This is a genomic window from Mucilaginibacter sp. SJ (assembly GCF_028993635.1).
Lineage (GTDB): Bacteria > Bacteroidota > Bacteroidia > Sphingobacteriales > Sphingobacteriaceae > Mucilaginibacter.
Window position 1 is genome coordinate 6,085,427 of record NZ_CP118631.1, and the last position, 25,631, is coordinate 6,111,057.

Below are 25,631 nucleotides of genomic sequence, written 5' to 3' on the forward strand. Positions count from 1 at the left end.
GTAATTAAAGGGTAAGTTTAAATCCCTTTATGAAGTGGTAGAAAAGATACCTAAAGATTTAATTGACTAATTGATATTCAGTTAATAAAAATGGCTTGAAGTCTTTTTCAATAGCTTCCGGATTGATAATATAAAACCGGTGGTTTTGCTTTGCACCGAAAATGAAAGCAATTTGCTGACCGGGCGGCCATGTTTTAAGAAATTCTTCCAGATAACGTTTATCATAATTAAGGTTGGCTTTGAATATCAGCTGACCCTTATCGTTCTGTAACAGTATATCCAATGTTACTTCTTTTACTTCAATCGCCGCGCTGATCTTTTGATCTATAAAATTATTCTTAAACAGGGAATAAGCTTTTTTGCAAAAGGTAGCATTCGCAAATGCTATTCCCAGTAACGCTGCATCACCTTGTTTTGGTGGCGCATTGAATTCTAAGCTTACCGCATAGTGCATTAAATCATCCAATTCTTCCATCTTCTGTAAAATAATTTTCAACTAATCCTTCAAGTTTTTCAAGGTCTATCGCATAAGCTTCTTTTTGTGCTTTTATTTCTTCGAGACCTGTGAGGCCAAGCAAGAAAGCAATCTTCCTTGTCAGATGTTTGGCAAGGTGGTCAACCGTTCCTGGTTTTAAGTGATAAAAACCGGTAATCAGTGTGCGAATAGAGGCGCCTAAGAAATACATGAAATGTTTGTTATTGATATCTGCAATCATGTCGGCCGCAGTTTCATATCGCTCATTTATCGTTATAAAATTGGGTACTTGATGATCATCCTTTTGTAAATGGTAAGTAAGCACGCGATCATCCTTCGTTGGTATATTTACTTTAGTAAATACCCGCTTAAAATCATTGAGCATAAAAATGTGCACCTTACAGAAATCTTGTTGACGCGGTTTATCTATAATCAATAATTCCGGAGCAGCCAGCAAAAATAGACTTTGAGCAATTCCCAGCTTTAAAGTGATCAAATCTTCTGTGTAAGCAATGATTTCAAGTTTAAATCCTCCCTCTAACCTGATAAGTAGAATTGACTCATGAACAATCTCCCTGGCATGAAAGCCAGCGAGATGAGTACTCAAAACTTTCAAAATAACTGTTAGACTTTCCCCGTCCATAAGTGATTTGGATTGTTCAATCAGGACCGCCAGGATTGCCCTTGCAAATCTGTTTTCATTCAGCGATAATGCGAACTCCAGCAAAAGGCTATTGAAATGTTTTTTGCTGGTTTTGAGGTTAGTCAGACAATACTCTAAATACATGATGTACTCGCGTATCAGGTTGGTTGGATTTGCCAGCTTTAAATAAGAGGATGTCAACAACTTGAAGTAAGAATGAATATCCAAAGCGTTCTTAGGGTCATTGATCAGGGCATTAAATTCATAAAATCCGTCATTTTGTAGAATAGTTGCTGAATCCTTAAATAACCTGTTTGCTTCATCATTCAGCCCCAGTTCCAAATACAAGAGTATCGCCTTTTGTAGTGTTCGGGATCTTTCCCTGGTAAAATCAGCGAGCGAGCTAAATGCTTCTGTGCTCAACGCATAATTGTCAGCTGAAGCACGGAGGTCGCCCATCTTTTGATAGATGCGGGCTTTGTCTTCGTACCCATGTGCAATTCCGTATTTATAGCTTATCTCCGTTGATTTTCGAATCGAAGCATCGATATGTTCGATAGCCTTGCCGAAATCTTTCTTTGAAGCCGAGATATCGGCAAGTATCCAATAAATTCTGGATTCATCTTTGATAAGATTAAGTCTGTTAGCGGCAATCAAAGCTTCATGATATACAATCAAACTTTCTTCAATTTCGTCTGCATCCCGAAGTACATTCGCATAATTAATAAGATTTAGAATGGCTTTATTTTCCAGCTTATAATGCTGACAAAGCATGACAGCCCGCTGGCCGTATTCTTTCGCTTTTGTATAGTTTCCGTTAACCCGGTTAACCGAAGTCAGGATATTTAATGCAATTAATTCCAGGTTAAATCCTGCCCCAAGATTACTGAATTCAAGTATTTTGTCGGCATATTGTACTGCAACTTCTTCGTAGCCACTAAGTTTTGCTAACGCTGAGGCCAGATTGATCAAGCTGGATAACATGCCAAATACATGGTCTTGCTTTTCAAACGACCGGTAAGCCTTTAATGAAGCCTTGGCTGCCTTTTCATTTTCATGAATATCCACGTATATTTTAGAGACATTAACCAGTAATTGTCCTTCGAAAGCCGGGCCAAATTGCTGTGAACGCGCCAATACTTTATCGGCAATTGCTAAACCTTCGTCCAATTTGCCGTCTTCAACCATTGATGTGGCTTTGTTCATTAATGACGCGTTATACCAGCTTCGATCTTTGAGTTTATTGAAATAAGACAGCGACTGCTCCTGATGATATTCTGCCTTTTTATTGTTATTGAGCATTTTGAAATTAAACGCAAGATGATAGTGCAGATACCCTTTTTCAAAATTGGTTTTTCGCAGGTCAAGCATTACGAGCATCACGCGTGTCGCAAATGTAAGATCTCCATCATTGATCAGTTGGTGAACGATATCATTAGCGATGTTTTCTAACGACTGTGGTTGATGATCCAGTAGTAAGTGCGCAGCTTGCAGTCCTTCGTTCTCTTTAAGGTAGTATTCACCAAGCGATTTTTGATATTGATTGATTAGCTGTGAAGAGGTCAGCTTCTCGACTATATATTCCTTAAATGCGGCATGAAATATTTCGAATCTATTATTCTCATTTTTGATGAGTGCGATCAAAGAGTTTATGAAATCGTCCGCTTCAGTGGGGAAATCGAATGGCAACATATCGACAATAACCTGTAAACCAAGTGGCTTATAAGAAAGAGCAATATAGATCAGGCAATGTTGCTGCTTGGGCGTAAGGTTTCCCCAAATTGCATGATGATAATCAATAATATTTTTCGGTAATGGATGGATCTGGTATTGCGTAAAATAATAGAGATATAATGGATTTCCCTGTGATGCTTCAAAAAGTTCATTAGTGGTAAGGACGTCAAGTGAAATTTGAGAGCCTTTAAGATATACCCTCATTTCCTCATAGGAAAAACTGGATATTCGAATTGGTTCAATCCCATTATTGATAAACTGGAATTCATTTCTTGAAGCATAGATAAAGCGGTTACCCATTTTTCTTAACGATAATAAACGGCTTACCACTTCCGGATTCGATTCGCAGTCATCAATCATAACAGTCTCATTGCTGCTCAACAGCAATCCTTGTAAAATTTCAAGCCCGGCCTCAGCGTCAATCAGTTTGATCAAAGGGAGGCCCGAAGCCAGATTGATTTTATTGACAAGATGGGCAACGACTGTTAATAACGATTTTCCTGCGATTGGCAAGTAAATTACGTTAGGTGTTCCGGTAGACAACTGGTAAAGTAGACAAGTTTTACCTACACCGGGAATACCGATTAATGGCAAGTCCATTTGCGTATCAAATCGCGCCTGGATGTCTTTGATGATCTGACGATCAATCAGGAACTTTTTTTGATTATCGGCGACAATGAAATCTAAATAGGATATTTTGAATTGCGCGGCAAGCGCCGTTTGGCTTTCTCTACTCAAAAGCTCAATATCTTCTGCACTACCTTTTAAATAAACGGTTTCGGCGTTAAACGTCCCTCCGTTTAAATCCATCCTGCCGATATTATAAATATCGCCTTTAGCATATTGGTCGCCAATATCCATGCTATTCTTTGTCGCGTTTATAGTCCCCCTGAATGTTGAATATGTTGCGGCCTGCATTCTGACTGCCGATATTAAAACCTCCTGAATTGCCCGTATTGTTGACAATGTTCAAATTTTCTATAGCCCCCTTGCTATCGGATAGCCATTCATTGACAACCTTTAATATCTGATCATCAAATTTTTGCCCGGATATCTCTTCATAAACTTGTTTCACTTCTTGCGTTATTTCAGCATCAGCAGTGATCTGTTTATTACAGAGCGCTTCGACGAAATTTTCACTATCATTTTCTTTTTTAAAGAAGGATCCCAGTTTTCTTTTTAATGCAGAAAAATCTAAAGACTTTTTAAGTATATCATAGCTTGCGCTTGCTATGATTTTACTGGCGATGTCTTCTTTATGAACATCCAGAAATGCATATAGTCCGGCTAAAATTGTTGTTGTTGCTATCATGTTATATTTATGGTTTTGATAATTTTTCTTTTAGGAATTTGACATCAGCGCGAATCTGTTTTTCGATGACCTGCTTGGTAAAATACCCGTTTTCGGGAAAGAAGCTATCGAACGATTCAAAAGTCTCTGCTAAATGGGTAATGATATCAAGGTCATAACCTGGTTTATTAATGTTGATTTTTGATTTTTCATCCTTTTTTAAACGCTCAAATAGGATCAGATTACAAATCGCCTGTGTGATCTGGTCATTGGTATAGGATTTATTTATGGTCTTGGTCACATTATTCAACCAATTTTCCGAGGTCAGTTTATCAAGTGTTACGGGGAAGAAATATTTAAGGTCATCTAAACGGTGTTTCAGAAGTCCTGGATGATCGGCAGGCATCATTGGACGTTTTTTGATGTCTTTTTTTCCTCCCTTTAAGTTCATATAAGCCATTGAATTCTTGGGTAGCTCATCTTCCTTGTAAAACGAAAACTCAGTTTTAACAAAATATTTTTCGCTCGGACGTATTTTGCCATCCTTCTCAAAAATGAAATACCTGACAACGATCCGGCGCCCTTCTACATATTTGGCCCTGAATTTTTTGAACATGCCGCTTTGATCTATGAGGTGGAGATTTCTTGAGGCAATGAAAGTAAGAGGGTCAATTCTGTCGATGATATGCTCCGGCACCATACGTTTGATCAGCATTTCCATATCTGGCGAAAGGACGATAGCATAATCTCCGTTGTTTAATTCGGTAAATTCCATGTTGATGGCTTTGCTATCGCCACCTGATTCTTCGTACCAGTGAATTAAACTGTCAAAGAACTTTTCAGCATGTGGTTCGTTCTCAAAGCGAAAGCCTATTTCAGTGGGTATTTCCTCTCCATCTAAATTGGGGTTAAAGTCATAAATGAATCCATTGAATTTTGCGGCCTGCAGTTCTTCCTGAAATGACATGTCGGAAAGCAAAACCATTTTCGGCTTGACGCCATAATCCATCCCAAAATTTCTAAGCATATTTTTAATATTATGCGGGAGAATTAAACGAATATGAAAACCGTTTAGGGCTTTAACTGGAGTGTGATATTGTTTAGATTTCGTCCCGGAGTTGACTCTGCACTAAGGTACATAATCTTTAATTGATTTGTCAAATGCGAAAGGGTCTAATCCTTTGACAGATATTAAAATTCTGGTAAGTTACCGCTCTTATAAAAGATCAGCTAAATCAATGATCAATGTGTAGCATCTAAATTTCAACTTCATTTATCCGCCGAATTCAAGACTTCGGCAGTTTTTAGTAAATAGCGAAATAGTTCGTATTCTACTTTGAAATTAAGCCTGGTCAATAAGTAATCACATCGCATATTGAGTATATTTTCTTCGTGAAGCATTTCTTTGCTTTTTCCTACATCCTGCTCATTAAGCATGGATATTAACTGCATATCTCCATCAACCGCGCACATTAACTTCTTGATGTCGTTTTCGGCGTTCCATCCTGGCGTGCATAATCTTAGCTCTGTAAATGTTTCAAAGGGAAACAAATCTATTTCGAATTCATTGGCTACTTTTTCACCGATTGTATCAATCGTCTCATCGGTATGTTGAGGAGATAACCTGACTAGCTCTGAAATACAGGAGATGTAGCTGATGAATTTGGATAGGCTGCCTTTCCATCTTGGACGCCACCAACTGGCGGTAAAAAAGTTTCCTAGTCCCGAAATATCATCTTTTTCTATTCGGCTATATATTTCAGTTATGGCAAAAATTGCGGGCATTACTTTGGGGGATCCCTTTTCAACTGAAAAAGCCATCAGTGTTGGAATGCAGAACAGCCCCCCGGAAATTCCAATTATCCTAGTGATGGCCTTAAACTCTTCTATGGTTTCGGCCTGTCGCAATTGTTCCATCAGGTAAAGCTCCTGCTCGCTGTTATTTTCACTATAACTATCTTTCAGCGTCTGAAGCAGAGCGACATATCTTTCGTGATCAGACATAGGTAGTTGAATTTTAATATATTATAAAGTTAATATATTAATAAATTTAAAGCGTGCCAATTTTAACGCAGGGTGATTAACGCAAGGTGAGCTGAGAACAAATAATGATAGTTTATTCATTGTGAGTAGCCAAAGTGATGCCCGTTTTCCAACAGGTGCCACTACAATAAATGGGACTTATCCGGGCAGAGACTACTGTCAAGACCATAGTCAAAATCTGCTTGATTTTCTTGAAATATAAATTATTCCTAAAAATTGTTATTGAAAAAGTAAACAGTTAATTTAAAGGTCTAAAAGCAACCTTATCATGAAAATAAAGACCTTAATCTTAGCTTTAGTTTTGTTATGGAGTTTCAAAACTTATGCACAAACGATTCCTTTAGGATTTACTAATGGTAACCGATATCCGATTAAACTGAAGTCATTTTCATTTACGGACACCAGCGGCAATATTTCGCAAAAGCTGGATGATGGAAAGACAAATTTTATGGCTGAGAACTATAAAAATTTGGCTGAAAGATTGAATAAACAGGCTAGTGAAAGGGAGGAGGAAATAAACGAAGAGTACCAAAAAGCTTTCGATGAACTGGATGGTTCAAAAGGAGTCGAAGTGTTGGAAGCCAACCGTAAATTACTCGATAATAAACGTGAACTTGATTTAAAAGAAGTTAACGAGTTAAGAAAAGCTGCTGAAGGATACCTTTATCTTGTAAAAACCTCCGGCTGGATACATGCTTTTTTTGTTACGAGTTCCGTTGATGCCGAGATGTTTTACAATGGAACAGTAGCTGACAGTAAAAGTAAGTTTCTTAATAATTCACTACTGTCAATCAGCTCTGACGGAGGTAAAGCTTCGATTTTTAACGAATTATATGCCGACTACATTGGAGCTGTTCGGGTGGGTTTCGGTGCTTTGATCAGCAATAAATCCAATTCTACTAATGACGCAAATCCAGATGAGAAAAAGGAGGACGCTGTTCAGCGTTTATTGGGCGGAGGTGGAAATGGTGTTTTAAATCTCAGTTATCCGATCATTGAGGCTAAACGAAATAATGAACTTTACTTCAAACTGATCGCAGCACCAAAACTTGCAGTGGATATCCCTAAGTTAGGAACTGATAACAATAAATATGCAGTCAATTATAACTTTGGGGTAGAAGGAGCGGTGTTCTATACCGGAGCTTTAAACATATTGACCTTTTATTCAAATTTTCGCTTTGCCAATGTCTCTGGAAACGGGCTTTTTTATGATAACCTGGCGAAGTCAGATAAAAAATCGTTTGGATTTAATCAGTTGAGTTTTGGTATGGCAATTACCTCAACTTTTCGCGTAAGCTATAATTATTACTTTGGAAGCAGCTACGTGAAGGAAAATTTCCCATCTACTTTTTCATTTACGATCATACCTAATTGATGTTTTAACCCCAATCCAATAATTCAATTTAACCTGTTTATCATGAAAAAAGTTATCTTTTTCATTGCACTTTGCTTTTTTGCAAGTCATAGCAATGCTCAACGAGTTGTATCATTTATGTTCTGTAAAACTAAAGACAGAAAGATTGGAACGTCAGTAAGTTTGAATTATACAAACATGAGGGACGAATTTCAGTTGATAGCCGGAGCTTTAGGCTATAGCTATAATGAAAATTCGGTAACGGGCTATGATTTTAATGTGGCTAACGTAAATTCAGTCATTGACAAAGCTGAGATAAGACCCGATGATATTGTGTTTGTATATTTTAGTACGCACGGGGCTAAAAGCAAATACGACAGCAATATTTTTCCTCAACTCGATGTTCCCGATTCTCTAATATCCGCGTTTAATAAACACCTGATTTTCCTAAAGAAAAAGCCTGCAGTACTGATCACGGTAATTGAGGCCTGTAGCGGTTTTCTTGACATCACACCACAAGAAGCATTTGTTTTTGAACAATTTGGAAATACTGATAGTAATCCACAGATTACACCAGACCAAAAAGAAAATGCTAAAAAATTGTTTTCTTCGGCTTGTGAAATCATTATTACAGCAGGGCAGCCGGGAAAAAATACCTGGGCGACAGCTAGTGGTTCGATGTTCACCAACTGTTTTTTACGCGCATTGAACGAATACCTTGATGGTGACCCTTCACAGAATTCAAAACTTACCTGGGCTAACGTGCTTGATAGGGCTAAAACGTATACCTCGGATATGACCAGCCAGACAAGTATTCATTACTGGCCAGTTTGGAAAATGCGGGATTGTAACACGTTAACGGAGCAATATCTGACCAACATAGAGACCGCTGAAAAACGAGATGTTACGTTTAATGTGGTTTCAAGAAAGAGGCTTCGCTTGCGCAATCCTTATGACGTATATTTAAGTATAACTAATAAATCTGGGCTGAAAATTGATAGTGTAACTTACTTTATGCATAAAACTATGCCTCATCCAACTATGAGCGTTACAAATGGCGCGAATAATTTTTACCTCAGTCTGGCAGTCTGGGGAACCTTTCCAATAAAAGCTAAGGTATACTTCCAAGATGGAAAAGTATTTGAGCTTTATAAAAACATAGATTTCAAAAATAGAGAAACAATTGAAAACTGAAATGAAAAAAGCATAGCATGGTGTGCCTGATATTCAATTATGGCATTGGCTTTGCCAATGAACACCAGAAGTTAATTCAATATTAGCCGGAAGGGCCGGAATAAATCTTTTTTATAGATTCTAAGTTCAAAGTCATGCTTCCTTTATTACTGTCCATATCTTAATCAATCTATAGGATGACTAAACTGACCAGCCGGGGACAATGTTTTGTATTTTAATTATTAGCTGAAAATCTTATCGAATTATATGATCCAAACCGCGAGCTGTTCGCTTGATACACTTTTTAATGGCAGGGTAAATTCAAAGCAGGAAGATGGTTCACTCGTTTCATTTTCGGGACGGCTGAATGTCCCGGAGTATCAGCGGCCGTATCTTTGGGGAAAGCGGGAAACAGACCGGCTGCTGAATGACCTTACGGAATATCTTCTGCAGGAATCTGATGAGCGCCCGGATTATTACCTGGGCAGCATTATACTCCACCGGAAAGGGGATAGTCTCAATATAATAGATGGTCAGCAGCGCTTAACGACGATAGCTCTTTTGTTAACTGCAATAAATATAAGCGAAGTCCCTGCCATTGACTACTCTTCTCCATCTTCGACGCAGCAGATCAGAGAAAACTATAAATATCTGCTCACACGGGCGGAAGAGTTCAGGCCACTATACTGGCGGATCAGAGAGCATGTAAATGTCACACTGGTTGTCACTGACAGAGAGGATGATGCTTACACATTTTTCGAAACGCAGAATACCGATGGTGTCCGTCTTTCCGGTGTCGATATTATCAAAGCCTATCATCTCAGGGCGATCAAAAATAGCTGTTCCCGAAGTCGGGCCGCGGTCAGATGGGAAAAGCATAATGAGTTAGATAAGGTTGCAATACTACTGCTTAAGGCTCGATACTGGAACTGCCTTAGGCCGAGGTCGGCACCGGGAAGAAATCAAAAAAGGGCGATAAAAAATGCTATCGTCGGCGAGTTTAGCGAAAGAACGCGAAAAGGACATCTTCCCGACGTTGGATTTGTCTTCGCAAAGGTGCAGTCGACCGGTAGCGGTATTCAAACCACTCTGCCGAATGTGTCGTTTGCGATCAGGCAACCCCTGAATGACGGGGAAAACCTGGTCGATTATATGGTTGCTTTCAGTAATCTTTACAGTGAAGTATTGCCATATAAAGACGGGGAATGGAAAGATCAGAGTTATGAAAGTTTTATCAACAGTATTATAAAGCCAGTTGACGGCACACTGTTCCTGAAAGAACTTTTCGAGATATCCCTACTTTGCTATGCTCACCGCTTTGGGACTGAAAAACTTTACGAAGCGGCGTTATGGTTGTTCCGGTGTACATACGAACCCCGCCTTAAAAACCCGAAAACGGTAAAGGAAGTATCTGTTCCCGAATTTCTCCGTGGCTATCCGGTCGTCGACATTATACTGAATGCTTTTGACCACCGCGAACTTATGGAGGAGCTTAAAAGCTTTAAAGCAACTGTAAATCACGAGAACCTAACCGGCAATACGGTTAAGCGCCGATATCTTCAGCGACTGACTGAGTTTTTCAAAATCAGCTTTCATCTCGATGCTGATGCTATTGATCCTCGTCTCAAAGAAGGGATAATTTCTTTAATACAATAATATGAGCCGTTTTAAGTCATCATTAATAAATATTGCGTTTTTTCAGGATCAGCAATTCCTCATTCCGGCTTATCAGCGTCCATATGTATGGGGAGATCTGCAGATTAAAAAAATGCTGAGTGATTTCTGGGAAACATTCAACAAGAATCCGGATGAGATCTATTATCTGGGAACCGTTGTTACCGCGAGCAGCGGTTATGAAGAAGAACTGATTGACGGTCAGCAGCGGTTCACAACGCTATGGCTTATTGCACTTGCGTTTGAACAGCTCGGCGTAAAAAGTGGTCTTTCATCTTTTTTAAAGGTTAAAAACAAAGTTAGACTAACATTTGAGATTCGGAGTGAAGTGCAGGAATATCTACAGGCGTTGATCGACGACCCGGTACGCACACAAACTTTTAAAATCCCGGGAGAGATCTTAAAAGAAAAACCTTTCCTAAGTGGCATAGCGCATGCTGGAGAGATCATTGTCAAAATGCTACCCCAATATTCTGCAAGCGGCCCGAATGACCGACTCCGGGACTTCGCTGAATATATTTCAACTAAGGTGTTTTTTGTAAAAAACACAGCTCCGGCTCATACAGACCTTAAAAAGCTGTTTACGACTCTGAATAACAGCGGCGTTCAACTGGAGCAGACAGATATCTTGAAATTACGACTCCTCGAAAAGATCAAAGTGAAAAAACTTCCTTATAGTAAAATATGGGAGTCCTGTGAAAATATGGATAACTATTTTGAACACAATGTAAAGGAAGCTTTCCAGCTAACTGATGGGCTGGTGCCAGATAATTTTGCGGAATATAAGGAAGATCTTTTCTTGCTGTCTTCAAATGATAACCCTCATGCAGCTACTATTAGAAAAGTCAGCCTGGCCGAGATACTAACAGCTCAGGATGAAACTCAAAATGTAAAGTCTGTTAAAACCCGGGATGGCCGCGAAGTAGTTTGCGAATCGATCATCACCTTTCCCCAACTGCTGTTGCATACGCTTAGGATCTACCTGCATAGGGAATGCGCTGATGATCTTAGTCTTCCCTTTCATAGTAATAATCTTTTAGAGTCCTTTGAAGTGATTACTGCTCCTGAAGTGATCACTTCAGAGGATGAAGATAAAATTAAGTGGTTCTTCCTGCTTTTGTGGAAAGTTCGGTATGTTTTTGATAAGCATATCGTAAAATGGGTAGAAAAGAATGGGGAACGACTACTTGGAAAGCGTCTTGTTACTTCAGAGTTGTCACGCGGCCCGATAGCAGAAAAAAATGCATCGTCTATGCTGCAAAGCATGCTTTATTTCACCGGTAATTACAATACGCAAATGTGGCTCAGCCCTTATCTGAAAAAGCTAATTGAAGAAAAAACAGAAACAGTGGAGTTGGAAATTATTGATGACTATCTCTCGCTTTCTTTATTGAGCGACAAGCAAGCCACCTGGAACCTTATGTCAGGGACTCCCTTAGCTGAAAAGCTTGACTATGCCAATTATCTCAATGGTGAGCTAGGTACTCATTTCAAACATTACTGGTTCTACAAATTGGAATATGTTTTATGGAAAACCTGGACGGATAGACAGCATCAGCAATTCAGGGATTATCGAATGACATCTAAAAACTCCGTTGAGCACATCTGCTCACAGAAAGATGAATACGGTACCAGGCTGTATGCACCGGATGGAAGGTTTCTGCTTCATACATTCGGTAACCTGACCCTGTTGTCGGTAGGGCAGAACTCCAGCTATGGAAACCAAGATACCGGAAAAAAATATATTGACCATCTGAAAAAAACGACTTATGATTCGCTGAAACTTGCCAGGTTTTTCGGACTCTGTGACAGGGATGTAACGGCAGAGAAAGTAGAAATTCATAACGAGGAGATGATTGCGTTACTTCACCGGCATTACGAAAAGTTGCTTTTGCCGCAAGAAGAAAACGATATAGCAATACCGACGCTGGAGGGCGAGGCATAATAGTGAAAGGCTGGCAAGTTTTTACCCAGCAGGAAGATGGCACAAGCCTCGGATAAAGCATTCCTGATAGAAAACCTCAAACCCTTGAAAATGTAATGTCTTTTTATCATAATTATAAAAAATCTGAATCTCTTGCTATGCGCATTGCTGCTATTTATATCCCGGGGGGATATCTGCCCCATGTCTTCGGTAAAGGGCATGCTGAACAGACTATAAATTTGGGAGGTCGGTTCCTTTATACGATTTCGGACTCTCAAATCACTGATGTAAAACTTAATAGTTTTTATCTGGACGATATTTTAAATGATAAAGTTTCGCTGTTCTCCTGTATCGTCGGCAGTAATGGCGGGGGGAAAACATCAATTCTTAAACTAATAACCAGCGACTGGAACTGTCTTTATGTTGTTGAGAATGATACGGATAAATATTGGCTGACCGAAAGTCCGGAAGATTTTCACAGGATTTATTACACGCCATATCTTAATGATGCAGCCTTTAACTCAATCCGAGCCAATGGAAAAGACTTGTCAAAGTATAGCTTGATCAAGAATGATAACCACGGTGATTCCGGACAGTTAGTGGATTTTCTGGAGGCGCATTTTTCAGAAAATATCAAGCGCTGGATCAAATTCAATCATTTCTTCCGAGGTCAGAATAAAACCAAGGTAACATTACCTACTTTCAGAAAGGTTATATTAAGTTTAAAGCACTTTGATCTGACCGTACAACAGCCTGACCGCTTTCATAATACGGCATACCAGCTCAGACCATCTATAAAAATAATACTTAAAAAGATAGAAGCAGAAGCAGCAGCGCAAGAAATTAAGGCATTGGAAGGATATGATCCGAGAGATCCGGATTCGCAACTGATTTATTTCCCAGTAAGATTTAAATATGATCTTTTTGAACTTTCCCTTGCAAAGCTGGTGTCAATATTTGAGCGGCAGGGAAACCAGTATCTGCAGGAAGGAATTATTCCGGAGGACTTTGAAGCACAGCTGGAAAATTTGGATGTGCGAAGTTCTATCGAATGGTTTCTGTTAAACGCCGGTGTGCATAGCGGCCAATCTAATTACTATCTTCACAAGCACGTTGGATTACTGGAACTCATTGACTACATCGTGTCGCTGATTGATCCGCAACGTACGACTGATAATTGGGGGGACATGATTATAGAAGAATCAGAGGCACTTCGGATCATAGAATTGTATGATGAATTCAATGAATCCTTCCAGAACGACTGGTTTGAAGTAGATTTTAAACCAATTTTTGGGTTCAGGCCGGACATCGCCGTAAGTTCAGGAGAACAGTCATTTTTGAATCTGTTCAGCACGCTTTATTATCACGCCGGTAATATCAGGGGCGGGATTGAAATAGATGAATACAATTATGACTCCCTGAAAAATGTTAAGGAAGATATCCTGATTTTACTGGACGAAGGAGATAACGCTTTTCACCCGCAGTGGAAAAAGGCTTACGTCAAGTACTTAAGAGAATTGGTTCCAATAATATTTGAGGGTTTCAGAATACAAATAGTTATCACCTCACACGATCCGCTAACACTTTCCGATCTTCCGAAAAACAACGTGGTCTATCTCGAGCGTATTGATGGCCGGACCCGCATCGGTAGTTCTTCCTTAAAAAGAACGTTTGGGGCTAACATCGCCGACCTTCTAAAGGACTCTTTTTTTATCCAGGACGGACAGATAGGCGATTTTGTTGCCGGAGAAATTGATGATCTCATTGAGGATATCCGAAATCGACAGATTTCAGCAACCCGGAAAAGTGAAATGGAGCGGATCATCCGGGTAATAGACGAACCAATACTGAAGTTTAAATTAGCTGAGATGTTATCGGAAGCATTGGGTGACAGGCAATTTGAGCTCGATCTTATCGATGAGGAGATTCGCCGGCTTGAAAGAAGAAGAAGGAGGGAAATCTGATGTTTTATATTGACCAGACAACCCCCGCGTTCTTAAACGCTAAAAATGAGCATTACAAGAATATCCGGTATATTATTAAAAAAAAGCTGTTGGGAAAGTATTTTACGGAGGTCCATCCTAAAGGGTTGACAAAGAGGATCAACCAGGTAAGTAAAATACATTCAGGTGTCAAAAGCTTTCTCATTGATGATAATAATTTAAAAGATGTCCTGATTGGCACTCCCGACGTGATTGACAAGATAAAAAACAAATTTACGACCGACAAGGAAAGGGACAGCCTTAAAAGACTTTTGAGGTACGACGCCTTTATTAAAACCGAGGAAGAAGATACATATAACTTTTATAACGGTTACCATTTAGCTGAAAATATGCCGATAGATACTTGTGTCTATTGTAACCGTCTTTATACTCACACCATTATAACAGATCAGCGTGATCTGATAGCCCGGCCCACATTTGATCATTGGTTTCCGAAATCAACTTTTCCTCTGCTGGCTCTTTCATTTTATAATCTGATCCCGAGCTGTAATGTTTGCAACAGCAGCCTCAAAGGATCTAAGACGATGGCTTTAAAAGATATTTTTCATCCTTACCTCAAGTATCCAAATCCGAAAAAGCAGATGGTCTTTAAATTTTCGTATACGCTGGAAGATCATCTGTTGGCGGAAAGCAAGCTGGATACTTTTAATAAATTCAGTGAGTCCAGTGTGAAGGCTATGAAACTTAGAGAGATATACCATGTTCACCGCGAAGAAATAAGAGAACTAATCTATCTGAAAAAAGCATATTCGGAAGGATATCTTTCGTCACTTCAGACAATTCTCAAATCCCCGTTAACTCGTGAAGAAATTTATCGTCTCGCTTTTGGGGTGTATCTGGAGGATGAGCAACTGATCAGAAGACCATTAAGTAAATTGAAAAAGGATATTTTGGATGAACTTGGGCTATTGACCTGATTATACATCCGGCTACATTGGAGCTGATTGATCAATTACAGGCTCCTCTACAGGACCTATACTAAATTGTTAAGGCCATCGCTATCATCAGCGGTCTGTCCCGGAACGCTGATGATCTATGAGATAGTACTTTATAAATAGATGTTTTAATAATATTGGGGGTGCAGGCATTAGTTCAAAAGCGAACCAGGCCCTTCGGGTGCTGCGCCCGGTACCAAAACCGGGATGCAGTTCGCTTTTGAACTTGCTGAACTTCTCTTTTCAATGGCTTTTGTGTTTAACCGATGCTTTCATTTGTCCTTTGCCTGAGGCGAATTTATACCTCTTCGGCTCTCAATGCCATGCAAGTGGCTTATAAAAAATCTCCACACCTCACTTCGCACGGGTAGTATTTTTTAAGCCAGCGTTGTTCGCCAGCCCAACGCGCAAATATTCTGCCTCTATCAAAGGCCAATTGAGGCTTTTGCCGAAATGATTTCAAAACACTTAAGGCAGAACAGGATGAAAAGAGTAGTTGATAAACACACCGTTGCCCACCTTTGGGCAAACCGCTCCCAAAGCGACGCACGCACAGCAACCGGGAATTTTTTCTTTGAAAGTGACCGGATTTGGTCATATGGCTCACATTTCCTAATAGGTTATCATACACAAAATGATAGGGGACACCGTGCGGTTATTATCACCCGCGAAAAAAACAGTAATACTACAAACGGGCAGGTAAATATCGTTTTAAGCGCTTCCAATCATTTAAAGCAACTGCGTGTGCCTGTGGCAGGAATGGATCATGAACAGCTTTTCGAGAAATGGTATGAAGAGATTAAGGGAATAGCTGGTAATCTACAGAGAGCAAGAAAGCCGGAAAGATATATTTCACAGATCAGATGCGTGTTTGATGACGCGGAGCAATATGCAGAATTTTATAGGTTGGATTTACCTGCAAATTTGGTAGAGGTAGGGGCGATTCAAAATCTAAGTCAGTACTCTGCCGTCATTGAAAAAGAAGCAGCCCTCAGAAAGGCAGAAGAGGAAAAAAGGTATAAGCGGGATTTTAAAATTCATCAGGTACAACTAAAGGATTGGCGAGCCTTCAAAACTAATTATATCAACAAGCGTATCGGCTTCGATTATCTTCGCTTTGACAAGGATACCAACAGGGTGCAAACTTCGCAGCGTGTCGAAATTCCTGAAGCAATCGCCAGGCGATTCTATCGTTTAGTTATAGAAACAATTGAAAAAGGGGGATGTACTGATTGCAACATGACACTTATGGATAGATACGAAGTTGAAGAGATCAACAAGGATTTTATAAGGGTAGGATGTCATAAGATAACCATGAAGGAAATCCGGGCGTTTATAAAAAAGCAAGGTTGGTAAGGTGGTATAGCCGGTTCGGATACGTCCGGGCCGGTTTTTCACGCGTTTACGAATTCGTATACCTTTCCAAGGCAGAAAAAACAGATTTCGGCGGCAATGGTTCAGCCATCGCCGCCGCGGTGTGAAGGTTATTCGATCCGATATTGTTGTCGTTTATAAATTTCATTTTTTGGTTCTATGTGAATTTTGTTACTTGAATGATTTTGAATTTTTTTAGATACCTCGTTATCAGAGATCCTTTGCGACAAAGAGCTGATCTTGATTGACTTATAATTTGATTTTTTGTAATTTTATTTAATAGTTTGCAACCGGGTAGATTGATCTTGATTTGTTATACAGAAGGAGGACTATAGGTTGGTTGCAGCCAATTTTCTGTTTTGCCTCCACTGTATTTTTGCGGTAGGTCAGCAGGTAATGATGATCAGAAAGATAGAGCATTCAATTTGTACACTTTTTTAAAATCGGCATGATTTTTAGGATTTGTTTTTAGCTTTGTATCCAAGGCGTACCTGCATTGAAACCAAACTCCACAATACGACGACTATGGTAGACGTATCAAAATTGACCAGTACATTTGATGATCTTGGAATGGATACATCCTTTGTTAAGCAGGCAAATCTTCTCGGGCTGCGTACTGTTGGGGACGCCTTAAGTGTCAATGTTGACAACTTGAAAAGAAACAGCGCGTTTACGTATATGTGGTATGCAGATCTGCTGAATTTTTTTAAAAAACACGATCTTTTAAGAGATTTTCAACGTAATCAGCTGTAGTTCGAAAGATTAAAATTAAGGTTGAGCCAGTTAATCATACCAATCAGTTCTCCTTTTAATTTTTGTGCCGTAGAAAAATCGACATCCGTTGATTTTTTTTGGAGATTGTCTGCCGAAACGTACATGGCGTTCGATGTATAAAAATGATCGGCAAAAAAAGAGAATAACTGCGCCTTGTGATCCTTCTGCAATATGCCTCGCTCAATCTGAAGGCGAATAAATAAACCTAATTGAGGTACTGATAATCCAACAGGAAATCTGCGGGCGGATCGCTGGAGTTCCTGGTCTTTAACGGTTGAGCGTTGTAACTTAAGTACTCTTTTTAGATAGACATATTGCTCGTCCAAATATTTTGACAATTCATCTGCAACTGATATTTTCCCACCACTTCTTTCGACAATGCCTGTGATCATAATGTAGGAAAGCCGCTGTTTTTGTGTCAGGATGTATTCGATCTGCTGGCGAACATCGGACGTCTCCTGAATTTGAGCTATCCATCTGTTAACGTAATAGACAAAAAATTCAGGTACCCTGAAATTCAGGGCGATCAACAAATCTGCAAGTTTATCGCTATCAAGGTCCTTTAGTTCCAGTGTATGTTTAACAACTGATTCCAAAAAACGATAGTCTGCCCAGGTTAAGCTTTTTTTTCTCAAATAGTCCGAAAAGGTGTGATCCAGAACTTCAGATAGGGGAGTGTCGTGAACCGCAGCGAAATAATTTGCGAGCTGGCCACGCCCGACCTTTAACTGCATTTTCACATCCGGTAAAGCAAATAGTGAAATTGGTACACCTTTATACAAGGGATGGAAGTAAAACGGCGCCAAAACATCTTCCAGCTTACTGCATGTATAGCGGTAAAATAGTCGAACTTGCTCCCTATCCGGTCGCCCGGTCCATAATTCGCTTAGTTTATACTTTCTAACACAATCAGAAAGAATTGTAACAATTCGAAAAATACTTTGCATATTTCTCGCGCTTGGAGGGGCTGCTGAATTCGTGTTTCGATCAATCAAAAACATTTGCAATTGCCCCGTCTTTTCTTTCACGAAATTTTTCCAGTTCTCAAAGTCCCGATCTGTCAATGAACTATTAAAAAGAATTTCCGGCCTGAGAGAATGTCGGATAAAACTGCTGAGCTGTTTAAGGGCTGCTGTCATCTACAGGTTGATTAGTTGATTATTTTATTCGGAAAACCTAACAAATTCCAAATTAAATATGATAAGCTTCGCACTCTACATACGTTGTATTAACTATTTTTTAATAAATAGTTAATACAATAATAAAGAATCAAAATAATATTTCGTTAAAAAGCAATAAATTTCTGCATGAAAAATATCAAATCACCGATATAGTAAATATTTTCAGGGTAAAATTTGTCAGAAATAATAAGAGATCCCGGAAATTTTTCTTGCGGGAAAGAGATATCAAGCGTTATTCGATTGCTCAGCATCGACATGATGCGGGAACATCAGGCGCATGATCTTATCAGGGGAAGCTTTCATTGCAGTGCTCAAAGCTATCATTGTCGACATCGTTGGATTCCCTTCGCCTCTTTCGATAGCCCCGATCTGTGACAACCCAATTTCAGAAATTGCAGCAAGCTCCAACTGGGTGAGGTGGCATTTTTTGCGCTCCTCCCTCAGCCATTCGGCGATTATCTCGCTCATCGTCTCATTGCTGCGTTCCCTCACATAGCTAAATTCCACTATAAAAGCGCGAAGCAACTACCGATATATCGGTGATTTTAATTATATTTACTTAACTAAAACGCAAACAAAAGCAATTAAACTCAGCAATAAAATGGAAGCGAAAAATACGGCGATCCTCAAAACTTTTATCTCAGAACTAGAATTCAGTAATGAATTCATCCTGCAAAGTTCAGCGATGGGATTTGAAACAATTGAAGAAATAACGGACATTTCGCCCGAACTGCTTATAAACTGGAAAGGTTTTGACTATAACTGGCTGGGAGAATTAATTCGCTTTCTTAGCAAACACCAATTATTAGAAGTATTGCAGCCACTACCGGGAAGTAGTCGCGGTTGATACGGTTTATCATACGCGTGAGGATGTCACGCATTTCTGCAGCCACTACCTGGCTCTTGCTATAAAATTCTTTGCTGATTCCACCCGCAGAAATTACACGCTGACGCTTAGAGGAACAATTTGTAGCAAAGAACTCAAAAATTTCCGTAAGTGCCATTTCACCGAAAATATGTTCCTTGGCGAAGAGACGAATTAGACATGCTAAATGCGCTACCGGGAGCCGGAAGGATAACTTTTGATTTGATTCCGGGGTTGAAGCTGTTTGAGCGACTGAAATTTCCAATGCTTGTAACTCCGATGTAAGCCAGTTGGTCAACATGGTGCTTAGTGAAGGCCAACGCAAGTCCAGTCGTAAGGTTTGCTTTTGCTGTTGATAGGGAATATGCAGTAATAATTGGCGGATCACCGAAATTCCTTCGTGACCTTCCAACTCGGCGAAATGGCTTTTTAACTTATCCTGATGAAATCCGAATAAATCCAAATGGTTAAAATTAAGCTCAATGAGTTTTTCAATCAGGGAGCCTGTTAGGTCTTCTTTTGTAGGCCCTGCCATAAAGAAAGACAGCCCCGTGATAAATTTTTTGTAGTAAGCAACATCCCTATACGATAACTGACTTTTATCGGGCCCGGAAATCAAGTTTAGATAGGACGCAATTGCTTGAGAAATTATTGGATCAATGTTAATACTTTGAATCCATTCCAGAAGCGCACCATGTTGGTTTATAATATCCAGGCAGACGCGGACTTTGTAAACATCGGGACAAGTAATAGAATCATCAAAATATTCGGAGAAATCTTCAAAAAATGCGTCTAATAATGCGAAAAAACTGGAGAAGATATCTTGCGGCGTGCTAATGGCGCCACCTGAGCATGGGGTAGGTCTGCTCAAGATATTTTCAGTTAAAAGTGTAAGTTGTTTGTCTAGTTCCCGAAGCTGGTAGCTAGTATACCTCCTCAACGCTGCATCGTTGCTGTTAGTGAAAAGCATCGAAGCCCAGGAACTCCTGGCTTCGATGCTTAGATCTTCAACATATCTGCCGACATCCATTACGTCAAATTCACTTTCGGTGTATAGCCTGATTTTCTTATGCATATTGTTCAGGGGTATGTTCATATTGAATGATTTTAACGACTGTACGGCAGCGTTGAATATTAAATAAAATGTGAAGTGGTTAAAATAGTAGTACAGAAATTTGTTGGATCACCTTGTGATGTAGCCTCCTTTCCTGCATTGAAAGAGAAATTCGCATTCTTAAATGTGTAAGGGTTGTTTACCCTGGCTTTTGGTAATTTGCTTTTTGTAGTTTTCATATTATTTAATTTTAGACTATATTATTATATTTATAGAAAAAAACTGGGTTTATTACATGAATAGCCCATTTTTTTACATTAAAATCTGATTCTACCTCCATTTGATAAATGTCCATAAATGAAAAATATAAAACTGCTTTGAACCACTCTGTGTGGTGGTTAGCATTTTATATTTATGAGGTTGGCATTTTTTATATGATCTCTGGCGCATTTCCGAATGCGAGTCAAAATCTTGTTTATTATGGAATTAACATCGGTCTATTCTATTCTCAAAAGAACATTTTGGACTTGAGTTTGGGTGATGCGCCCTTCAGGAAATATTGGAAACTTGTTTTGTATACAGCTATAGAGTTGGCTATTTGCATGATTATTAAACTCGGCATAGATTACATTTTTACCGATGGTAAAAGACAATTAAAACTATTTAAGGAAATGGCAGGTCTCGATATCTACCGTTCAGTTTTTTTTATGGGTCTTGCCTCGCTTTACTGGACTGCGTTGAACATACATTCTTTTCGCAAGAGAGCACTGGAAGCAGAGATAAGTCATCTGAAGTCAGCGTCAGAAAGTCAGGAACTTAAGTTACAATATGAGGAAGCACGCAACATTTATCTTCAGCAGCAAATCAATCCTCATATGCTTTTTAATTCGCTGAATTTCGTTTATAATACTGTGTACAAATACAATTTGGAAGCTGCTGACAGCATAGAGAAACTTGCTGAAATAATGCATTACACGTATCAGGAACCAGGAAACGATGGCAAGAAGTCCCTGGAGCAGGAACTTCAACAGATCGGAAATATGATCTCGATCAATCGGGTCCGCTATGATTACGACCTGGATATCCGGTTCAACACTGACGGCGACACAGCAGGGCACCGAATAATACCGTTAGTGTTGATGACGCTCGTCGAAAATATATTTAAACATGGCGATTTGAAAAGCAACCCCGTTACGATAGCTATGGATATTAGTCCCGTAGGTAAAATGACATTCTTTACTCAAAACTATAAAACAGCTTCAAATACATTTAACAGGTTAAAAAGCGTTGGGATCGAAAATATTCAAAAGAGATTGCAGTATGCTTATGGCACAAATTATTCATTGAAATTCGAAGAAAATAGGAACACATTCGAATCTCATCTAACGATATTTTTATGAAAGTTTGCATAGTTGATGATGAATTGCACGCAGTTCAACTACTCGAAAAGTTTGTCACAGATACACCGGAATTGGAACTTGACGGAGCATTTACTGACCCCTTATCAGCATTACCCTTACTAAACGGCAAGAATCCCCCTGATGTCGCATTTCTTGATGTGGAAATGCCTGGTTTAACGGGACTTGAACTCGGACAGTTGATCAGCGGTAACCATGTGAAGGTCGTCCTGGTTACCTCGTTCAATGAGTTCGGCCCCGAGGCCTTTGAAATCAACGCTTCTGACTATCTCTTGAAGCCAGTATCGTATGCCCGGTTCTACCGCTGTATCCAAAAACTAAATCAAAATAAAGAAAACTCAACTCAAGAAATCAAAGAACGATTGATATTGTTTGTTAAAGGAGGCCAAAAGGAGAATTATATCAGCATTGACGCCGATGATATCGTTCACATACAGGCTGCTTTGAATTATGTAGAAATATTCCATGACGGCACTAAAACGATCACTTATCTCACGCTAACTGAAATCCTCTCCAAATTACCGGCTTCAGCTTTCTGCCGTGTTCACAGATCTTATATTATCAACATCAACAAGATCAAAATAATTGACCAGGCAGAGATTGAAATGACTGACGGAAGAATTATTCCCATCGGTGAAAGCTTTCACGATAGTTTTTTCAACCGGATTGCCCCATTGATATTAACCAGCAAAAGGGGCCGCAGGGGTTGATATATTCTCGGCTCTGTTTATTCGCCCTACTTCATATTTGAAAAGGCAATAAAATATTAAGCCTTCGTGATGGCGCTGAGCCATATTAAACATGCGGTTAACCTGCATATGAAGCAGGTCTGCAAGTAAAATATGCCTTCGTTCGGACGACCAGGAACTGCTTGAACTGGATAGGTGCGCTATCTGGTTTATCAGATTGTTAAATAGTTCATTGGTGGAACAATCACAAGACGCTACTGCTTGACCCAATTGTTTTTGGTATTGTCTATATCTTCGGTCGAAACCTAATTTTAGTTCTTTTTTACCTCCAAACTCTTTGACAAAGCTCGCTGCCCTCCACTCAAAAAAACGCAATAACCCAGTCTCTAAGAAAATTTCGGTTAGCTTATAAATTACGCCAAACGCGGATAAAGGATCTTTCTGCAGAATATCAAGGTTATTGATTACCCATTCGCTGCCTGCTTGAAAATATTCCTCGACTGATTCTATCAGTTCCGGGCTATAACGTTCAACTTCCCGTTGGTAAGCATCACTAATGGCCGTACTGACCATACCCATTTCCTGGGCATTAGTAAGACTTTCTGATAACTGATCGGCGATTAAATGTAAAGCTTGTGAAGATCCAACCTTAACACGAACCCTTAAATGTGGATCAGGATCGCTGTACCTGATGAAAAACCAGGACTGGATGTTCTCCCGATGGCTGGATATCAACGGCCTGATCACCTCTGAAAGTACCTGGTCGGACACGAACTCTGTGCAGTATATTTTAAGATAAAGCCATTTTCTTCCCGGTATGAATAATCGCTGAATAGCTGGATGCACCATTGCCCCCGCGGTTTCAGGTGATTTAGTATAAATTTCGCCCTTTCTTTTCAATACTGCGAGAAATTGGCCAGCCAATGGATCTTTACCGAGGCGTACTGAATTATCCGGCACAAGATACTCTCGAATAATTGCAGGCTTAGTTTCTTTGAGACAATCCAAAAAAAATAAAGCCTCCTTGTCATCAGCCAGGTCAAAAACCAATTGCCTGTCGCTCAGGCCTAAAGTTACCATCCTGGGAATACCGCGTTTTTGCCTGAACAAGTGAAGCTTTCCTATAGATCTCGGTTGGGTAATTAACGAATTTACTTCTTCTTCGTCCAATTTCCATTTGGCCATCGATAATATCACTTTGCCTGAATAAAATCGCGGATAAAATCTGAGGTCTGGAAATACCCGCTCCGGGTCAAAAGTCAGATTGGCTTGTAACCCCTCAAATTGAAGATCGCATAACATTTGAAAAACAGCCAAATCGTTATGTTGGAAATTGTACGCGGTAGGAAGCCTGGGGATTACTCTTTTGCCCAACGTTTTTGATTCCAGAATAAGTTGATCACCATTCATCCAAACAACGAGATCTGACAGATTGATATGCTGTTGCCCGGTATCGTCAGGAAAAGTATTAATAGTGATCACAGAATCATAAACAGGTCTCCTCCTGTTGATGTTATCCGTATGTTCATCTGAAAGTTGATGGAGCTCTGCAAAAATAATGTCTGGATTCTGTCGTCCCTCGAAAGCGGCAATTTCCTTGCAAAACAATTCTATCTGATGATCGAATGGGGAGAATCGGCCTATAAGCGACGTGGCCGATGCGCCGCCAACATTGTCAAGTACGATCATGCCTTTGCTTTGGCTAAACAATACAGCAATGGTTTGGGGGATCTGGTGTTTCTCAGATGGTAACTCAAGCGACTGGTAATCTTCGGGTTTGATTTCAACCGGGTCGGACTCATTTCTATGCTGGTTTGAAATCCAGCATTTCATTAATGATTTATGAACCGGTGTCCAATCCAATTGTCTCGGTCTCCCGGCTGGTGATGAAAATGCAATATCCGCTAACAAAGCAGATTTGACACCCTGATGCAGCCCGCCGTAACCTACACCTGTATCCGGATCTATCGCCTTTAGCAGCGGAACTCTTTCATTATCGAACCTTTTTTTGAAGGCTTCTTTAAATTCTTTTAAAAAAGGGGTAGAATAAGGTATAACAAGGCGTCGGACTAAATTGATAGCCTGGCGTAACTCATTTTGAATTTCAGGGGAAACTCCGCCTGTAAATTGTGGTCGGGCCAGTGCACTGTAGAAATGATCATCTGAAACTTTCAGACCGCCTGGTTCACTAATGCTGTTCAATTCTGAAAATATGGATGGGAGAGGGGAAGGAGGTGGATATTTACCAAGCTTTACACGTTCCCAGAAGCTACTTACCGAAGCGAAATTTTTCAGGTTATTCCCAGTTACCGTATCGTTTGGAAGCGCATACAAGCTTCCTTCCATTTCCGAAATGAGCACCTGCTCTTCCAATAAAAAATTTGCATATTCTTCCGCTTCATTCCGGTCACAACCGGAGAGGTTTTGTATGTAAGAGACTATGAAAGAACGTTTTTGAATAGTATTGGCGAATGTTATGATCTCCCTGTTTAACTCTTCTGCATCGAGCTCGTTAACATCGAATCGCAGTTTACTTCCTTCTTCGCGGCTTGTTTTAATATACCTAAACACATTACCAACCTGGTAAATCGTCCTGTTGGCAATTAAACGAAAGTCCGGAGTAAGGGCCAGCATTATTTTGTCATAGTCCGCTTGCCAGCGCCTTGAGGGTAAAAGATGCACTATTGCGTGGTTGTTAGGGTCCAGCCTTATTTCTCCCGCGTTGTCCCATTTTACTAACGAGAACGATGCAAATGCTCCGAATGGTGTCGGCCGGAAGCTCATGCGGTTATAATACTTGTATAAGCTGAAAATCTCCTTTTCTGTTAAATTTTTGAACCTAAACGCTTTGTTTTCCAATATGCGATAGAAGGAAGGACTGGCCAGCCAAAGCGCATCCAGGAATGCCTGGTCAACCAGAATTTCCGGAAGGCGGCTGAGGGCGTATCGTTTAAAACTATAATATGGCGTTCTTAAAACAACCTGGTCATAAAATTCAAAGTTCTCATTATCAATCATATCAAATCA

At 39.8% G+C, this 25,631-nt stretch carries 20 protein-coding genes; 10 read left to right on the forward strand and 10 right to left on the reverse strand.

The features are described 5' to 3' along the window. Positions 1–58 precede the first annotated feature (58 nt). From MusilaSJ_RS24955 to MusilaSJ_RS24975, 5 genes are all read right to left on the reverse strand, one after another. Complete coding sequence (locus tag MusilaSJ_RS24955; protein ID WP_274987472.1) at positions 59–475, reverse strand: hypothetical protein; 417 nt, start codon at positions 473–475, stop codon at positions 59–61. Further along, positions 459–3,713, reverse strand: a complete 3,255-nt coding sequence (locus MusilaSJ_RS24960) for a tetratricopeptide repeat protein (protein ID WP_274987473.1) — start codon at positions 3,711–3,713, stop codon at positions 459–461. The genes MusilaSJ_RS24955 and MusilaSJ_RS24960 overlap by 17 nt, the downstream gene beginning before the upstream one ends. 1 nt (position 3,714) lies before the next feature. Next, the gene (locus MusilaSJ_RS24965) at positions 3,715–4,164 is read right to left on the reverse strand and encodes a hypothetical protein (protein ID WP_274987474.1); all 450 of its coding nucleotides are present in this window, start codon (positions 4,162–4,164) and stop codon (positions 3,715–3,717) included. A gap of 7 nt (positions 4,165–4,171) precedes the next feature. After that, positions 4,172–5,170, reverse strand: coding sequence for a hypothetical protein (locus tag MusilaSJ_RS24970; protein WP_274987475.1), 999 nt, complete (start codon positions 5,168–5,170; stop codon positions 4,172–4,174). A 242-nt stretch (positions 5,171–5,412) separates the two neighbouring features. Next, positions 5,413–6,147, reverse strand: a complete 735-nt coding sequence (locus MusilaSJ_RS24975) for a hypothetical protein (protein ID WP_274987476.1) — start codon at positions 6,145–6,147, stop codon at positions 5,413–5,415. 307 nt (positions 6,148–6,454) lie between these two features. On the opposite strand from MusilaSJ_RS24975, the gene MusilaSJ_RS24980 reads away from it, so the two are divergent. The 7 genes from MusilaSJ_RS24980 to MusilaSJ_RS25010 all read left to right on the forward strand — a co-directional run bounded on the left by MusilaSJ_RS24980 (position 6,455) and on the right by MusilaSJ_RS25010 (position 16,605). Continuing rightward, on the forward strand, positions 6,455–7,561 hold the full coding sequence (locus MusilaSJ_RS24980; RefSeq protein WP_274987477.1) for a hypothetical protein: 1,107 nt from the start codon (positions 6,455–6,457) through the stop codon (positions 7,559–7,561). 42 nt (positions 7,562–7,603) lie between these two features. Beyond that, positions 7,604–8,734, forward strand: a complete 1,131-nt coding sequence (locus MusilaSJ_RS24985) for a pYEATS domain-containing protein (RefSeq protein ID WP_274987478.1) — start codon at positions 7,604–7,606, stop codon at positions 8,732–8,734. A gap of 246 nt (positions 8,735–8,980) precedes the next feature. Next, positions 8,981–10,369, forward strand: a complete 1,389-nt coding sequence (locus tag MusilaSJ_RS24990; RefSeq protein ID WP_274987479.1) for a DUF262 domain-containing protein — start codon at positions 8,981–8,983, stop codon at positions 10,367–10,369. A 1-nt stretch (position 10,370) separates the two neighbouring features. Beyond that, positions 10,371–12,332: a DUF262 domain-containing protein gene (locus MusilaSJ_RS24995; protein ID WP_274987480.1), complete on the forward strand. Its 1,962-nt coding sequence runs from the start codon at positions 10,371–10,373 to the stop codon at positions 12,330–12,332. 95 nt (positions 12,333–12,427) lie between these two features. After that, complete coding sequence (locus MusilaSJ_RS25000) at positions 12,428–14,275, forward strand: AAA family ATPase (RefSeq protein ID WP_274987481.1); 1,848 nt, start codon at positions 12,428–12,430, stop codon at positions 14,273–14,275. Between the two features lie 89 nt (positions 14,276–14,364). Continuing rightward, a complete protein-coding gene (locus MusilaSJ_RS25005) occupies positions 14,365–15,231 on the forward strand; it encodes a hypothetical protein (RefSeq protein ID WP_274987482.1) in 867 nt (288 codons plus the stop codon). A 501-nt stretch (positions 15,232–15,732) separates the two neighbouring features. Then, a complete protein-coding gene (locus tag MusilaSJ_RS25010) occupies positions 15,733–16,605 on the forward strand; it encodes a hypothetical protein (RefSeq protein ID WP_274987483.1) in 873 nt (290 codons plus the stop codon). Between the two features lie 761 nt (positions 16,606–17,366). Here the strand turns inward: MusilaSJ_RS25010 and MusilaSJ_RS25015 are convergent. Together MusilaSJ_RS25015 and MusilaSJ_RS25020 are read right to left on the reverse strand one after the other, a co-directional pair. Next, complete coding sequence (locus MusilaSJ_RS25015) at positions 17,367–18,536, reverse strand: hypothetical protein (protein ID WP_274987484.1); 1,170 nt, start codon at positions 18,534–18,536, stop codon at positions 17,367–17,369. Positions 18,537–18,803: 267 nt separating this feature from the next. Continuing rightward, positions 18,804–19,046, reverse strand: coding sequence for a helix-turn-helix transcriptional regulator (locus tag MusilaSJ_RS25020; RefSeq protein ID WP_274987485.1), 243 nt, complete (start codon positions 19,044–19,046; stop codon positions 18,804–18,806). A gap of 133 nt (positions 19,047–19,179) precedes the next feature. On the opposite strand from MusilaSJ_RS25020, the gene MusilaSJ_RS25025 reads away from it, so the two are divergent. Beyond that, positions 19,180–19,425 (forward strand): hypothetical protein, encoded by a 246-nt coding sequence (locus MusilaSJ_RS25025; protein ID WP_274987486.1) that lies wholly within the window; start codon positions 19,180–19,182, stop codon positions 19,423–19,425. Here the strand turns inward: MusilaSJ_RS25025 and MusilaSJ_RS25030 are convergent. Continuing rightward, positions 19,367–20,539: a hypothetical protein gene (locus MusilaSJ_RS25030; RefSeq protein WP_274987487.1), complete on the reverse strand. Its 1,173-nt coding sequence runs from the start codon at positions 20,537–20,539 to the stop codon at positions 19,367–19,369. The genes MusilaSJ_RS25025 and MusilaSJ_RS25030 overlap by 59 nt on opposite strands. A 38-nt stretch (positions 20,540–20,577) precedes the next feature. Further along, positions 20,578–20,736, reverse strand: coding sequence for a hypothetical protein (locus tag MusilaSJ_RS25035; RefSeq protein ID WP_274987488.1), 159 nt, complete (start codon positions 20,734–20,736; stop codon positions 20,578–20,580). Between the two features lie 108 nt (positions 20,737–20,844). Between MusilaSJ_RS25035 and MusilaSJ_RS25040 the strand changes: the two genes are divergently transcribed. Together MusilaSJ_RS25040 and MusilaSJ_RS25045 are read left to right on the forward strand one after the other, a co-directional pair. Beyond that, positions 20,845–21,897, forward strand: a complete 1,053-nt coding sequence (locus MusilaSJ_RS25040; RefSeq protein ID WP_274987489.1) for a sensor histidine kinase — start codon at positions 20,845–20,847, stop codon at positions 21,895–21,897. Then, positions 21,894–22,625 (forward strand): LytR/AlgR family response regulator transcription factor, encoded by a 732-nt coding sequence (locus MusilaSJ_RS25045; protein ID WP_274987490.1) that lies wholly within the window; start codon positions 21,894–21,896, stop codon positions 22,623–22,625. The genes MusilaSJ_RS25040 and MusilaSJ_RS25045 overlap by 4 nt, the downstream gene beginning before the upstream one ends. Here MusilaSJ_RS25045 and MusilaSJ_RS25050 read toward each other — a convergent pair. Further along, the gene (locus MusilaSJ_RS25050; protein ID WP_274987491.1) at positions 22,596–25,622 is read right to left on the reverse strand and encodes a thiopeptide-type bacteriocin biosynthesis protein; all 3,027 of its coding nucleotides are present in this window, start codon (positions 25,620–25,622) and stop codon (positions 22,596–22,598) included. The two genes, MusilaSJ_RS25045 and MusilaSJ_RS25050, sit on opposite strands and share 30 nt — an antisense overlap. Positions 25,623–25,631: the final 9 nt, after the last annotated feature.

What these genes read in the sequence shown, in the direction of transcription:
- MusilaSJ_RS24980 (WP_274987477.1), top strand. Translation starts at nt 6,455, where the DNA reads ATGAAAATAAAGACCTTAATCTTAGCTTTAGTTTTGTTATGGAGTTTC.
- MusilaSJ_RS24960 (WP_274987473.1), bottom strand. Translation starts at nt 3,713, where the DNA reads ATGGATATTGGCGACCAATATGCTAAAGGCGATATTTATAATATCGGC.
- MusilaSJ_RS24985 (WP_274987478.1), top strand. Translation starts at nt 7,604, where the DNA reads ATGAAAAAAGTTATCTTTTTCATTGCACTTTGCTTTTTTGCAAGTCAT.
- MusilaSJ_RS24990 (WP_274987479.1), top strand. Translation starts at nt 8,981, where the DNA reads ATGATCCAAACCGCGAGCTGTTCGCTTGATACACTTTTTAATGGCAGG.
- MusilaSJ_RS24970 (WP_274987475.1), bottom strand. Translation starts at nt 5,170, where the DNA reads ATGCTTAGAAATTTTGGGATGGATTATGGCGTCAAGCCGAAAATGGTT.
- MusilaSJ_RS25010 (WP_274987483.1), top strand. Translation starts at nt 15,733, where the DNA reads ATGAAAAGAGTAGTTGATAAACACACCGTTGCCCACCTTTGGGCAAAC.
- MusilaSJ_RS24965 (WP_274987474.1), bottom strand. Translation starts at nt 4,164, where the DNA reads ATGATAGCAACAACAACAATTTTAGCCGGACTATATGCATTTCTGGAT.
- MusilaSJ_RS24975 (WP_274987476.1), bottom strand. Translation starts at nt 6,147, where the DNA reads ATGTCTGATCACGAAAGATATGTCGCTCTGCTTCAGACGCTGAAAGAT.
- MusilaSJ_RS25045 (WP_274987490.1), top strand. Translation starts at nt 21,894, where the DNA reads ATGAAAGTTTGCATAGTTGATGATGAATTGCACGCAGTTCAACTACTC.
- MusilaSJ_RS25035 (WP_274987488.1), bottom strand. Translation starts at nt 20,736, where the DNA reads ATGAAAACTACAAAAAGCAAATTACCAAAAGCCAGGGTAAACAACCCT.
- MusilaSJ_RS25020 (WP_274987485.1), bottom strand. Translation starts at nt 19,046, where the DNA reads ATGAGCGAGATAATCGCCGAATGGCTGAGGGAGGAGCGCAAAAAATGC.
- MusilaSJ_RS25025 (WP_274987486.1), top strand. Translation starts at nt 19,180, where the DNA reads ATGGAAGCGAAAAATACGGCGATCCTCAAAACTTTTATCTCAGAACTA.
- MusilaSJ_RS25050 (WP_274987491.1), bottom strand. Translation starts at nt 25,622, where the DNA reads ATGATTGATAATGAGAACTTTGAATTTTATGACCAGGTTGTTTTAAGA.
- MusilaSJ_RS24995 (WP_274987480.1), top strand. Translation starts at nt 10,371, where the DNA reads ATGAGCCGTTTTAAGTCATCATTAATAAATATTGCGTTTTTTCAGGAT.
- MusilaSJ_RS25030 (WP_274987487.1), bottom strand. Translation starts at nt 20,539, where the DNA reads ATGAACATACCCCTGAACAATATGCATAAGAAAATCAGGCTATACACC.
- MusilaSJ_RS25000 (WP_274987481.1), top strand. Translation starts at nt 12,428, where the DNA reads ATGTCTTTTTATCATAATTATAAAAAATCTGAATCTCTTGCTATGCGC.
- MusilaSJ_RS24955 (WP_274987472.1), bottom strand. Translation starts at nt 475, where the DNA reads ATGGAAGAATTGGATGATTTAATGCACTATGCGGTAAGCTTAGAATTC.
- MusilaSJ_RS25015 (WP_274987484.1), bottom strand. Translation starts at nt 18,536, where the DNA reads ATGACAGCAGCCCTTAAACAGCTCAGCAGTTTTATCCGACATTCTCTC.
- MusilaSJ_RS25040 (WP_274987489.1), top strand. Translation starts at nt 20,845, where the DNA reads ATGTCCATAAATGAAAAATATAAAACTGCTTTGAACCACTCTGTGTGG.